We start from the raw sequence: 13,218 nt of genomic DNA on the forward strand, positions 1-13,218 counted from the left end.
GCTGTTGTAAATTTAATCAAGTCAATATCATGACTGTACAAACCAAAATCCTGATAAAAGTGCTTTTAGAAATCCAATTCTTATTCAAGCAGTACGTAGTTTCCATCTAGATATAGCTACTAAAATAAAATAGGGGATGAGGATATTAGTTGTCATAATCGGCCAGCGTCTGAAAGCACCAAAAATTACCCGCCAGTTTTTATCAGTAAAATGTTCTAATATCAATTGCTGGCAAAATGCTTGGTTATATCCTATTTTCATTAATTTGATATACACAGCAGGTAAATCAGCGTAACGAATCTTGAACCACAGTTTTGATTCAGGAATAGAATTCATACCGCAATCGTATTGTAAATACACATCTTTGGTGATTTTGACGCTACCTTGAGTGGCACAAAAGGCAGTCCAATATATTTGTGCTTCGCGGTTATCAATGCTAGTATTCCATTCTTGTAAGGCTTTTTTCACGGCTGTGGTTCTGTAGATTTGAGCAGTCATAAATGCCAACCCAGAGAAATTTTCCTGTAAACACTGCTCAATAATTTTTTTGCCATCTAGATAAATTTGCTCATGGTCAATGGTAAAACACCGTTCATATACTAGTTTTCCGGTGGGTACATAGAACCAGGAAAAATTGAGCATCAATAACGCTAGGTCTGGATTTTGTTTAATGGTGTTAATGACGTAACTTAACGCTCTGATTTGAATCGGGTCATCATCACCAATTACCCAAACATATTTGGTGTTAGCACTTTGAAAACAATGGGCTATATTGGGCATAACACCAATATTAGTTTTATTTCTATGGCTTTTAAATGTTGTTTGGTTAAAGTTTGGTTGCCATTTTGTAATTATTTCTTGAGTGTTATCGGTGGAACAGTTATCAGAAATAAAAATTTCGCATTCGTGTTCATAGCCTTTGATAGCTTCAGCTAACCAAGTTAGTTGTTTATCTAAAAATGAGGCACGGTTAAAGGTGGGAATGCTGATTGTCAGTAATTTATGCATGGATTAACTTCTTTTTATAGTTTCATATTTGATGCTCCTGATTAATAAAACGTGAAGGTATCAGGAACTCAGAAGACAGTCAATGCTGACTCCTGAATCCTAAATACTTGAAGGAGTAAGCTTATTTATTCCAGAAGAAATCTTGATTTATTTGTTGAGTACGAATTAAATACTCTAGTTGCTTCAATCTTGTAAACCCTCGGAAAAGAAATGTATCTTCACTCATGTCAATTTGACTGAATAGGTTATATAGTTGTTGTGCGCCAAGTTGAGCATTCCAATCACATTTGAAACCAGGAAGAAGAGTGTTTATTTTCTCAAATGAGACTCGATAGCTGCGATTATCTGCACCATTATTACCGAAAGATAATTTACAACCAGGGAAGGTTTCAGCAATAATTTCGGCGATTTCTTTCACTCGGTAATTATTGGCTGTATCACCAACATTAAAAACTTGGTTGTGGATAATATCTCTGGGTGCTTCTAATACACAAACAATGGCTTTGCAAATATCTAAGGCGTGAACCAGTGGCCGCCAAGGTGTACCATCGCTGGTCATTTTAATTTCTTTGGTTGTCCAGGCTAACCCAGCTAAGTTGTTGAGTACAATATCAAAGCGCATTCTGGGGGAAGCACCAAAGGCGGTAGCATTCCGCATAAAAGTGGGAGAAAAGTCATCGTTAGCTAGTGGTTTGACATCCCGTTCCACTAAGGTTTTGCATTCTGCGTAAGCTGTTTGGGGGTTAACGGGAGATTCTTCGGTGACATCTCCTTCACTGGCAACGCCGTAAACGCTACAGGAAGACATATAGACAAAGCGACGAACACCTACAGCTTTAGCTAGGTTAGCGAGGCGAACAGAGCCTAAATGATTGATATCGTAGGTGATGTTGGGTGATAATTGCCCGGTAGGGTCATTGGAGAGTTCAGCCATGTGAACAATGGCATCTACCCCAGCTAAATCTTCGGGAACAATGTCACGGATATCTTTATTGAGGGTTTTGGCTGTAACATCAGTACCGTTATATAACCAGCCAGCTTTATAAAAACCTGTATCGACACCGATAACTTCGTGACCTTTGTTCATCAACAAAGAAGGTAATAAGGAGCCAAGATAACCTTCTGTTCCTGTGACTAATATTTTCATTGTGGTTAAGTCCTTGTTGTTAATTTCTGTAATTGGCTTAGGCGACTAAACTGGGTAAGTGTGACTGTTGGGGAATTTTTGCGACTATTGCTTTGCCAATTTCTAAGGAAGAAGTAGCAGCCGGAGAGGGAGCATTGCAAACATGAATGGAGTTGTCACCTTGAATGATTAAAAAGTCATCTACAAGGGAGCCGTTGTTCATCAATGCTTGAGCGCGAACTCCTGCATGGGTGGGAATTAAATCATCCGCTTGGACTTCGGGAATGAGTGCTTGCAAACTTCTGACAAAGGCAGCTTTACTAAAGGAACGAATGATTTCCTGAATACCTTCATCAGCATGTTTAGCGGCTAGTTTCCAAAAACCGGGGTAGGTGATGACTTCTGCAAAGTCCCGTAGGTCGAAGTCGGTTTTGTGATAACCTTCTCGTTTGAGGCTGAGAACTGCATTAGGGCCAGCATGAACGCTGTTATCAATCATGCGGGTGAAGTGAACGCCCAGGAAGGGAAAGTCTGGGTTGGGAACTGGGTAAATGAGGGTTTTGACGAGATAGCGTTTTTCTGGTTTGAGTTCGTAGTATTCGCCTCGGAAGGGGACGATTTTGGCTTGAGGGTTAAGTTTGGCTAATTTGGCGATGCGATCGCTATGTAATCCTGCACAATTAATGACAAAGCGAGTTGTAAAATTGCCTTGGTTAGTCTCTAATACTTGATTCTTACCTTGGCTGATGATTTTCAGCACTTTAGTATTGAGCCGTAACTCTCCCCCACGTTGCTGAATTAACTCTGCATATTTTTGACAAACTTGCTTGTAATTAACAATTCCGGTAGAAAATACCCGAATTCCACCCACACAACTAACATGGGGTTCAATTTCTCTCACTTCTTCCGGGCTAATTCTTTTAACAGCGATGTCGTTTTCTAAACCGCGTTTGTAGAGATTTTCTAAGCGTGGCAGTTCTTGCTCATTTGTTGCTACAATCACTTTACCACAAACTTCATGGTCAATCTGATGTTTTTGGCAAAATTCCACCATTGAGCGACTACCATCACGGCAGAATTGTGCTTTAAAACTACCTGGTTTGTAGTAAATACCAGAGTGAATTACACCGCTATTATTACCTGTTTGATGAAATGCTAATTGACTTTCTTTCTCGATCACCAATATTTTGGCATCAGGGTAGCGATCGCATAATGCCATACCGGTAGAAAGTCCAACTATTCCTCCACCAATGATTACAAAATCATACATTGTTTTGATTACCAATATTGAAAATTGAATTTGTTACCATACCTGCCAAGGAGCCTTGCTACTTTGCCATAGCTCATCCAGGTATTTCTTATCTCTTAAAGTGTCCATTGGTTGCCAGAAACCATCATGTTTATACGCACATAGCTGCCCTAAATCAGCTAACTTTTCTAATGGTTCTGTTTCCCATACAGTTTTATCATCCTCAATAAAATCAATGACTTGGGGTTCTAGGACAAAATAACCACCATTTACCCAAGCACCTTCACCATCATGCTTTTCTCGGAAACTGGTGATTCTTGTTTGTTCTTGACCTAAAGAAATAGCTCCAAAGCGACCTGCTGGCTGAACAGCAGTGAGTGTAGCTAAAGTATTTTGTGATTTATGGAATTTAATTAATTCAGTAATATTGACATCGCTCACACCATCACCATAAGTAAAGCAAAATGTCTCGTTGCCAACATGTTCTTTTACTCGCTTTAAACGCCCGCCGGTCATAGTGCTATCACCCGTATTTACTAAAGTGACTCGCCAAGGTTCTGCGTAACCAGAATGTACATTCATCTGGTTAAATCTCATGTCAAAAGTTACATCTGACATGTGTAAGAAATAATTAGCAAAATATTCCTTAATTACATACCCTTTGTAACCACAGCAAATGACAAAATCATTAATTCCATGGGCGGAATAAATTTTCATAATGTGCCAAAGAATCGGTTTGCCACCAACTTCTACCATTGGCTTAGGTTTAATACTGGTTTCTTCACTGAGGCGTGTACCAAGTCCTCCAGCCAAAATTACTGCTTTCATGCAATGACCTCAAAAGTTTACAGGTATATTTTTCTATGTATTTATTGAGAGGAGGATGCACAGTTAATCGTTAAAAATGAATCTTGTTTATTTTGTCCGCAACTAATCTAAAGATAATTTACCTGTAAATCAAAGCCCCAGAATAAAGAAAAAGTAAATAAAGATATTTAATATGTAAAACATTGATAAACTGTATTTATTCAAAAATCAAGGGATTAAATATACACAAAAAAACTAGCCTATTTTACATTTTTACCATCTTTCTCAGGAAATATATTCCTAAGTAATATAAGTAATAGCAAAATACACCAGTAACGGAGTGAATTAAAAATAGGTGATTTTGATAAATTTAAAAACTATTTTCCCAACCTCTCTCCTACCAGGGAAGAGGTTGAAAAACCTGAATTTTTTGGTGACATTTCAAGATATTTAATGCCAGAAAAATGTTGGCAACAGATAATTACCCCACCCGTGCAAAAAGCACACCCTCTCTGCTTCTGAGAAGGGTTGGGGCGATGTCATTGAACTCACGTTAAAAATCAAAAATATTAAAAACTATAGCTGTTGGAGCAGGGTGATAAATTGCTGATAGCACAGCGTGGCACAGCTATACTCCTGAACTCCTCATTATTGCTTTTTCCCTAGTATTGTTTGTTCTTCAAATAAACTGTCACACTTATTTACAACAACAACACAAATATTACTCAAAGCTTGTTGGTAATTATCCATATCCTCTTGTTCAAGAGATAACTTAGCGGCTGTTTGTAGGTCTTCAATTGCACGGATTTTGTATTGTGGAGATTGATTTTCTCCATATTGAGAGAGTTCATAATGTACCATGCCACGTTTCAGGTAAACTTTGGCTTGGTGTGGACTAATTGTGATGGCTTGATCAAAATCAGCTATGGCTTTTTTATATTCAGATACATAATTACTGCTATATTGGGCGACGTGATAACGAACCAATCCGCGCTGATAATATGCTTCGGATTTTGATACATTTAGGGTAATAGATTGGCTAAAATCAGCAATTGCTTTTTCATATTCTTGGGTAGAGTTGTTACTGTATTTAGCCATTTGGAATCGGACTATACCACGGCGAATATAAGCTTCAGCATCTTTATTATTAAGTTTAATGGCTTGGTTAAAATCTGCGAGGGCTTTTCTGTACTCTTTATCAGGATCACTACTGTAATCCGCTAGCCGGTAGTAGGCATTACCTCGATTAACGTAGGCTTTAACTTCTTGGGGATTGATTTTGATGGCTTCGGTATAATCAACTAATGCGCCTTCGTAATCATTTAAATTATATCGAGCATTTCCTCTATTAATATAGGTTTTGGCATGGGTCGGATTTTTTTGAATGGCGTAACTAAAATTTTTCACCGCGCCTTCATAGTCTCTTTTTCTATAAGCAGTATCACCTTGTTGATATAGTTCTCCAAAATTTACATTCACAGTTGGAGCAGGATTGATGGCAGCATTATTTGTTAATATACTTTGCTGGGTATAAGGATTTTGAGATACAAAGGGGCGTGTGAATTTAATCATCACGTCCAAATAGCCCAAGAAACCAAAACCTAATAACCCGGCAATTACACCGTAAGATTTCAGTTTACGAGTAGGTTTAACGGGAAAATTGTTGGTCGAAAAAATGGGTTGCCAGTGATAAATGGGGCTGGCAATTCCTGTTTGGGGAAACCAAGTATGTTGGGGATAGTGCTGTCTTTTAGGTTTTCTGCGGGGTTTGAGATGTTCTCCTGAAGCGATCGCTTGTCGTGAAGGAAAAGGATCTCGTCCTCCTAAGCGGACTGTCCGCTCACACCAAGGGCATGTATCTAAATGATTCCCATAGCGGTGTTGGGAATTCACTCCACAGGTAACTAAATTTTCTTCTGCTTCGACTAAGGCTGCAAACCAAGTTTGGGCACTGGGTCTGAATTTGGGGTTGTCATGTCCGTCTTCAAAGCACTGAATAAACAAATCCTGCAAACTAGGATGGAGAATTTCCCAAGGAGGGGCGCTAGGAGCAGGTAAATAAGGGACTGGGTGCTTTCGACTGTAGGTAAAATGACCTGCACTAATTCTCGCTTCATAGGGTGGTGGTTCAGTTTTTCCTTGAAAAATCCCGGCAAAGGGATGAGTACCTTCCATTAGTAGTTGAAAAATGAGTACCGCTAACCCAAATAAATCGTGATGACTTTGGCGATCGTACTCAGCAAATACCCGATTTTGAAGCTCAGGTGGGGTAAACTCCGGTTTACCTACAGGACAACGATAGACAACATCATTTTCGGGATCAAACACCTGAAATGAGTCTGTATCTACCAAGGTGATCAAAGCTGTATCACTGACTAAGATATTCGACTCATTCACATCACCAATATAATATTGGCTGGCATGTAAAGCCGCAAAAGCGGTAGCCAAATTCCGTGCCGTCCGCAGTAAATATTTGTAACTAAATAAGGGACAATGTTGGCGACGAGTGGCTGGATGATAGAAATCCATAATCGGTCGCATTCCCCGGATACGTGGCATTAAAAAGCCAATCACACTATCACTGCCATCCGCAGCCTTTAACAATTCCTGCGGCCAAGCGATGGAAATATGCCCTAAATTTGCAGTAGGGTTTTCCGGTGGATTGGCAAGCATCGCGAGGAGCTTTTGAATGTGGGTGTTGGTGGGCTGGTGATAAATTTTGGCTACTAAATTCTCATCAGTGGCCAAAGCATAAATACAAGCTTCACCGCCACGCCCCAAACTAGCAGAAAGGTTGAGAAGTTCTGGCTGGGCAAGACAACGTAGTACCTGCATGGTGGAATACGGTTAGGATGGGTGATGGAAGGAGACTATTGGTAAATCAGATGGTGATGAAGAAAGAAAAAATGAGGAGAAGTTCACTTTAGAGGTGGGGTTCTTCAATTATCAGTCTAAAAGCGAAAATTCAAACCTATACCAAGGTGAAAAATGGTGTAGATATAGCAATGGACAGAGCGGTTAAGACATTAACTAACACTAAACAGGAGTTCAGAAGTTCAGGAGTTCAGGAGTATGGCTGCGCCACGCTGCGCGAACAGAAGTTCAGGAGTATGCCTACGCCACGCTGCGCGAACAGGAGTTTAAAAATTCAAGAATTAAACAGTAATGGTATGAATTATTCTGTAACTTCTGTAACTTCTGTCTTCTTTCTCTGTTACCTGCTATAGATATGACTACCCCTGATTACAGAAGCTTCAGGGATTGGTAAATGCAGCTAAAACTAATGTTAGATCGTCATCTGTCCGTTGAGTGATGCGCTCAGAACATAAGAATTTTACTAACTGCTCTTTAGCAATGGCTTTATCTTCTGCTTGGGCAACAAAATCAAACAAAGGAAAAAAGAAAGGCTTGTGAGGTTCACCCATAATCATATTCACAGCTAGCATTTGTAAGCCATCAGTGAGGACACTGACATTAACTATATGGTCTCGCCAGACTTTGATTTGTGCTGTTTCTAATGCTTCTGGGGAAGTTAAAAAAGTTGTTTCATTGATGTACTCACCACTATTGGGGAGAGTGAGGGCAATGAGTTGACCAGTGATATTTTTCGCTACTGCTAAACCATCACCTATTTGGGCTACAGCCGTGACTTTTGGTGTAGCGATCGCAATAATTAAGGTAGTGGCTAAATGATGGGGTTGGTGGTGGCAAGCTTCAGCTTCGTCCTCAACTGCTTTTTTCGCTGCTGACAGTGCATCCCGCAGTAACTCACCTAACAGACCATCATCCCCTAACCTCTGACGGTTAAATTCTTGGCCAGACAGATACTCTATCGCCGTTTCCACAGCAATCATTGCGCCCACTTTTCCCAAGCTGGCAGAACCTGCACCGTCTGCGGCCGCTATCACCAAAACATTATTGGGCAAAATTTGCCAATGATGGGCATCCTGGCATAGCTGCTGATTTTTGACGTGGCTGGTACCACATACAGAGGCGGCTACTATCCGCCATTCGGGGTTCTGTTTGGATGTGTTCATAGATTCTTGCCAACAACCTAGCTGTAACTCTCCAGGTTTAATGATGATTAAACAGTCCCCCAGCCTACTGGTGGTAGGGCGACTTGTTCATCTACCTTGGAATGAGAAACAACTGACATACTAGCTGAAAGCCAGACGAACATCTCCACAAAGTTTAGCCCTTTGAGCTTGAGAGGAGTACGTACAGCAATTTCCGTTAAACGCTCCATATTCGCATTTTCCACACCAACAGTAAAAAATGCTACTCGTTTGTTTGCCTCATCCCCTTGTAAACGCTGGGAGGCTTGGTCAATTACGTAATCATGCTCGCCTTGTGGTTCTCCATCAGTAATCATAAATACCCAGGGGCGATAATAGGCCACGCCATTGGCTCGATACTGGGATTTACGCTCTTGAATAATATCTAAGGCTTTATGAATCCCCGCACCCATATTCGTCAAACCTTGAGCGGTGAGAATGGGGGGATTAAATTGGTCAGCAGTTACAAAATCTTGGACTACACTAACTTGACTATCAAAGGTAATAATAGCTACTTCTACCCTTCGCGAAGCTAAGGAATTTTTCACCAGTTCATCTTTTAAACTCAGTAAACCTTGGTTTAAAGCTTCGATCCGCTCCCCCTGCATAGAACCAGAGGTATCTAGCAACAATACACAGGGACAACGGGGTTCAGGGTTTTCTGCAAACTCTACTACTTCGTCCAGTTTTAGTGTATCCAGCATAACGTTTTGTGTTATGTTATAGTCCAAAGCTGTAATTTCCTTTCCTCAAAGTATATTGTTAGTTTCCGACAATATCACAACTATAAGTGTGGTATTTAATGGTAGATGTATTTATGGGAATTTTATAGATTATTCTGACCAAATTCGCTAATTTCAGGAAACATAAATCAGCAAATATTTGAGTTAAAGTTAATTTGTCATGGGATGTACAATATTTGTGGTGAGATTGTCAGTTGTCAGGAATTAAGCTTCCCTGGCAGTCATAGCTGGGAATGTAGCAGTGGATAACATGACACAGCAAAGGCTGACGCAACACTAATATTTCTAACCTGACAGCAGAATGTTCATTGTTTATTCACCTTAATTTATAGAATTTAGGGAGCGAATATAATAATCAATATATACATTTCACCTCATATTTTTTTAAAGTTTTTATGTAGAAAATTATTGTTTTATTCCATCGGTAATGATGAAAATAAATGAGAACAATTGATTACTTCGTCTAGTGAATCACAGAAAAAATATACTTAATTGAAAAATATCAGTAAATACTAGAAATAATTACATCTGTGTACTATTATTAACAAAAGTTGCTAGGTAGGCTTCCAGCTAATACCCTGGACATGATCAAAATGAAAAAATATTTCCTCAAAAAAGGGGTCATTTTAAAATTCTAGGTTGAGTTTTGCGGAAAAACTGTAAAAATTATGAATAATATAGGTACATTTACTAAATTATCACCTCTGGGTTTATTAAGACAGTTAATTAATGCTGGAGAAAGCACCTGTTTACGGGCAATTAGCAACTCTGTATCCTGGTCAATTTATTTAGAGCAGGGCAAAATTATTTATGCAACTCATTCTCTAGAACCTTTTGAAAGACTAGATCGACATGTGCGGAGACTGAGTCAAACAATTCCGGCTCTTTCTTTAGAACTGCGCGTCCAATTGCGTTTAAAATTTGAACCAGATTTAACTAATAATTTATCTTTAGAACCATCTAACAGAGGAGAACAACCACCAGAATACCAGGCAATTTCCTGGTTAATGAATGAAGAATATCTCCAAGGCACACAAGCAGCAAAATTGATTCAAGATTTAGTCAGGGAAGTAATTGAATCATTTCTACTGGTGTCAGAAGGAAATTACGAGTTAGTAGTCGCAGCTAATAGTTTACCTGTAATTTGCCAATTAGATGGAGAGGAAACTTTAACACATTGTCAAGCTAGGCTAAAAGCTTGGCAATCTTTGTCTCCACACATTTCTTCTCCTGATCAGCGGCCGTATTTATTCATTAAAAGCATCTGTGCTGACAAAAATTTTCCAGGTAGAGAGCAAAATTTGTCAGACTGGATGAAAGGTTTTAGTCTGCGCCATTTGGCTGTAATTATGAATCAAGATGAAGTCAAACTGGCGACAGATTTACACCCTTTTATTGTGAAAGGGGCGGTAATGCTCCATGAACCAGATCCTCCATTTGATCTATTACCGAAAACTTTTATTGATAAACCTAAGTTACCGATCTACAGTCAAATTGTTGTTAATCGAGAATTAGTAAATGCGGCTCAAGTGAGTGAGGAGACTGCACCAGTAGCAGACAGGATTGAACAAGTTGAAAATTTAGTTATTCAACCACCGATTCCAGAACCACCGCTTGAGCAGATAGCAATAGAAGATAGCACAGAATCAAAACCAGAAACAGTAACTACAACTACTATCCCTACGAAAAAAGCTTACAAAATTGTCGCGGTAGATGATAGTCCGACTATTTTAAAAGAAATTAGTCGTTGTTTAGAAGATGAAAATGTGGCGGTAGTGACGATTAATGATCCCGTCAAAGCTGTGATGTCAATTATTCGCCATAAACCAGATTTGATTTTATTAGATTTGAATATGGCGGGAATTGATGGTTACGAATTGTGCCGGATTATCCGTAATAATTCCACCTTTAAATCTGTACCCATTATTTTTGTGACTAGTAATAAGGGGATTGTTGATAAAGTGAAGGCGAAAATAGTTGGTGCTTCTGGCTATTTGACTAAACCGTTTAAACGGGAAGATTTACTGAAAATTATTTTTATGAATTTGGAATAGTTGATTGATCAGGAAAAATCATCACTATGGATGGGATGAAATTGATAAAATTCTCTGTCTATGATCCAGCCAGTATTTCCCTGGACAAGATATGACTCAATTTTCCCATTAACGCTAAAATGCCCTTGGTGAGAGTTCAGTTTTGTTTCTTACTCACAACCGACTACTGATAACAGACTATTGATCATTACAATCATTACTCGTGGCGCAAGTTGTATTAGAAAACGTTTATAAAAGTTTCCCTCCTCGGAAGGGGGAAGGTGTCAAACCAGAACGAGAAGGTGCAGATAGCGTTAATGTCTTGCGGCGAATTAATTTGACCATCGCTGATGGTGAGTTTATGGTGCTGGTTGGGCCTTCTGGTTGTGGCAAAAGTACCATGCTGCGTTTGATTGCGGGTTTGGAGGTCATGACTGGCGGTAATATTTGGGTGGGCGATCGCTTGTTGAATGATTTACCTCCCAAAGCACGGGATATCGCCATGGTGTTTCAAAATTACGCCCTTTATCCCCATATGACGGTGTATGACAATATCGCTTTTGGCTTACGTCGTCGCGTGGGTCAAAAGGAAGTATTGTCTCCCAAACTGCAAATGTGGGCGGAAAATTTCCTCGTAGAATCCACCAGGAAACTACCCAAAGGCTTACGCTATCTGACTGACAGAGAACGGGCTGTAGATCAGCAGGTGCGAAATGTCGCCCAATTATTGCAAATAGAAACTTTATTAAATCGCTTACCCAAACAACTTTCTGGTGGACAAAGGCAACGGGTAGCTTTAGGTAGGGCGATCGCTCGCAACCCTGAAGTATTCTTAATGGATGAGCCATTATCTAACTTAGATGCCAAATTACGGGCAGAAACCCGCAGCCAAATTGTCAAATTGCAGCGTCAATTGGGAACCACAACCATTTATGTTACCCATGACCAAACCGAAGCTATGACAATGGGCGATCGCATTGCCATCATGTCCGCAGGTCAAATCCAGCAAGTTGCGCCTCCCCTGGAATTATACAACCGCCCTGCTAACCGCTTCGTCGCTGAATTCATTGGTTCTCCACCGATGAACTTTATCCCTGTAGAATTTCACGCCCCACTATTAATTACTAACTCTCACTTTCGCTTCACCCTCCCCGACTATTGGGGAAGCGCTTTACAAAAATACGATGGACAAACTCTGATCTTAGGCATTCGTCCTGAACACTTTCTCATTAGTGCACCAGCCACTAAAAACCTACCAGTCCAAGTAGACTTAGTGGAAAACTTAGGCAATGATACGTTTATTTCCGCCAGGATTGGCGAACCTGAATCATCAAATCACCATGGTCAAACCGTGCAAGTAAGAGTGCCACCAGATAGATTAGTTCGTCTAGGTGAACAACTTTGGCTATCTGTGATCCCCGACAAACTCCACTTTTTTGATCCCGATACTGAAGTAGCTATCTTTCCAAAAAGCACATCCCCAAGCTTACCTATGATTGACAGAAACTAATTCCCCTGACCAAAAAAATGGGTCAACAGCTTCCCCTGCCCAGGGGAAAAACAAAAACTTTATTTCTTGTTCAATCCTCTTGATCAATCAAAATGTAACACTTTTGACTTGTGAATTTGTACACCATGACCTCTAGCTTCTGCTGACCATCCAAAATGGGATAACATTAAATCAACAAGATTACAAGGAATTACTTCATGCCCTATACAAACGAAGAAGGCGGTCTTCTCAATAACTTTGCCAAAGAACCAACAGTTTATCAAGCAGAACCTCCTACGGACGCGCAGAAGCGTAATTATATTTTCTTGGGTATTGCTGCGGCATTGTTGGTTGTTGGCTTGATAGTAGTCGCCTTCTCTGTTTCCTCTGTCAGTTAAGAATAAACTTTTAACAAAAATTTAGTTTTTCTCTGACTCAGGTTCCAATTGAAGGAGGAGCCTGATTTTTTTATTTTCTGTTACAATTATAAATATTAGTATAATTAAATACTTATACGGAAATGAACAAGAGCGAGATTAATTCTCAACCAGTTTCCTGATACCGCTGAAATTTGGCTGTATCAATATCAACTTACTCAAAAGAAAGTGTAAATACTTAAATTTTTGACCCACAATACAATTCATCCTGAGCAGAAAAATAACTAGGTGAAAAGCAGAATTATTATTCATCAAAATTAGACATTTTGGT

The 13,218-nt window shown here is 39.7% G+C and carries 10 protein-coding genes; 3 read left to right on the forward strand and 7 right to left on the reverse strand.

Annotated elements, in window-relative coordinates; all coding sequences use genetic code 11:
* Window positions 1-84: 84 nt before the first annotated feature.
* The 7 genes from H6G73_RS15165 to H6G73_RS15195 all read right to left on the reverse strand — a co-directional run bounded on the left by H6G73_RS15165 (window position 85) and on the right by H6G73_RS15195 (window position 8,949).
* Window positions 85-1,008: a glycosyltransferase family 2 protein gene (locus H6G73_RS15165; RefSeq protein WP_190605880.1), complete on the reverse strand. Its 924-nt coding sequence runs from the start codon at window positions 1,006-1,008 to the stop codon at window positions 85-87.
* Between the two features lie 121 nt (window positions 1,009-1,129).
* Complete coding sequence (locus H6G73_RS15170; RefSeq protein WP_190605882.1) at window positions 1,130-2,155, reverse strand: NAD-dependent epimerase/dehydratase family protein; 1,026 nt, start codon at window positions 2,153-2,155, stop codon at window positions 1,130-1,132.
* A 37-nt stretch (window positions 2,156-2,192) separates the two neighbouring features.
* Complete coding sequence (lhgO, locus tag H6G73_RS15175) at window positions 2,193-3,404, reverse strand: L-2-hydroxyglutarate oxidase (RefSeq protein WP_190605884.1); 1,212 nt, start codon at window positions 3,402-3,404, stop codon at window positions 2,193-2,195.
* Between the two features lie 33 nt (window positions 3,405-3,437).
* Window positions 3,438-4,211: a glucose-1-phosphate cytidylyltransferase gene (rfbF, locus tag H6G73_RS15180; RefSeq protein ID WP_190605886.1), complete on the reverse strand. Its 774-nt coding sequence runs from the start codon at window positions 4,209-4,211 to the stop codon at window positions 3,438-3,440.
* A gap of 627 nt (window positions 4,212-4,838) precedes the next feature.
* On the reverse strand, window positions 4,839-7,025 hold the full coding sequence (locus tag H6G73_RS15185) for a tetratricopeptide repeat protein (protein WP_190605888.1): 2,187 nt from the start codon (window positions 7,023-7,025) through the stop codon (window positions 4,839-4,841).
* 419 nt (window positions 7,026-7,444) lie between these two features.
* A complete protein-coding gene (locus H6G73_RS15190; protein WP_190605890.1) occupies window positions 7,445-8,227 on the reverse strand; it encodes a PP2C family serine/threonine-protein phosphatase in 783 nt (260 codons plus the stop codon).
* Window positions 8,228-8,274: 47 nt separating this feature from the next.
* Window positions 8,275-8,949, reverse strand: coding sequence for a vWA domain-containing protein (locus tag H6G73_RS15195; protein ID WP_190605892.1), 675 nt, complete (start codon window positions 8,947-8,949; stop codon window positions 8,275-8,277).
* 707 nt (window positions 8,950-9,656) lie between these two features.
* Between H6G73_RS15195 and H6G73_RS15200 the strand changes: the two genes are divergently transcribed.
* The 3 genes from H6G73_RS15200 to psb34 all read left to right on the forward strand — a co-directional run bounded on the left by H6G73_RS15200 (window position 9,657) and on the right by psb34 (window position 12,908).
* Complete coding sequence (locus H6G73_RS15200) at window positions 9,657-11,042, forward strand: response regulator (protein ID WP_190605894.1); 1,386 nt, start codon at window positions 9,657-9,659, stop codon at window positions 11,040-11,042.
* Between the two features lie 202 nt (window positions 11,043-11,244).
* A complete protein-coding gene (locus H6G73_RS15205) occupies window positions 11,245-12,531 on the forward strand; it encodes an ABC transporter ATP-binding protein (RefSeq protein ID WP_190605897.1) in 1,287 nt (428 codons plus the stop codon).
* Window positions 12,532-12,728: 197 nt separating this feature from the next.
* The gene (gene psb34 / locus H6G73_RS15210; RefSeq protein WP_190605900.1) at window positions 12,729-12,908 is read left to right on the forward strand and encodes a photosystem II assembly protein Psb34; all 180 of its coding nucleotides are present in this window, start codon (window positions 12,729-12,731) and stop codon (window positions 12,906-12,908) included.
* The last annotated feature ends 310 nt before the right edge of the window (window positions 12,909-13,218 follow it).

This window comes from Richelia sinica FACHB-800, assembly GCF_014698825.1.
Taxonomy (GTDB): domain Bacteria; phylum Cyanobacteriota; class Cyanobacteriia; order Cyanobacteriales; family Nostocaceae; genus FACHB-800.

Excerpts from the sequence above, each read along its gene's own strand:
- H6G73_RS15165 (WP_190605880.1), bottom strand. The coding sequence starts at position 1,008 with ATGCATAAATTACTGACAATCAGCATTCCCACCTTTAACCGTGCCTCA.
- H6G73_RS15170 (WP_190605882.1), bottom strand. The coding sequence starts at position 2,155 with ATGAAAATATTAGTCACAGGAACAGAAGGTTATCTTGGCTCCTTATTA.
- lhgO (WP_190605884.1), bottom strand. The coding sequence starts at position 3,404 with ATGTATGATTTTGTAATCATTGGTGGAGGAATAGTTGGACTTTCTACC.
- rfbF (WP_190605886.1), bottom strand. The coding sequence starts at position 4,211 with ATGAAAGCAGTAATTTTGGCTGGAGGACTTGGTACACGCCTCAGTGAA.
- H6G73_RS15185 (WP_190605888.1), bottom strand. The coding sequence starts at position 7,025 with ATGCAGGTACTACGTTGTCTTGCCCAGCCAGAACTTCTCAACCTTTCT.
- H6G73_RS15190 (WP_190605890.1), bottom strand. The coding sequence starts at position 8,227 with ATGAACACATCCAAACAGAACCCCGAATGGCGGATAGTAGCCGCCTCT.
- H6G73_RS15195 (WP_190605892.1), bottom strand. The coding sequence starts at position 8,949 with ATGCTGGATACACTAAAACTGGACGAAGTAGTAGAGTTTGCAGAAAAC.
- H6G73_RS15200 (WP_190605894.1), top strand. The coding sequence starts at position 9,657 with ATGAATAATATAGGTACATTTACTAAATTATCACCTCTGGGTTTATTA.
- psb34 (WP_190605900.1), top strand. The coding sequence starts at position 12,729 with ATGCCCTATACAAACGAAGAAGGCGGTCTTCTCAATAACTTTGCCAAA.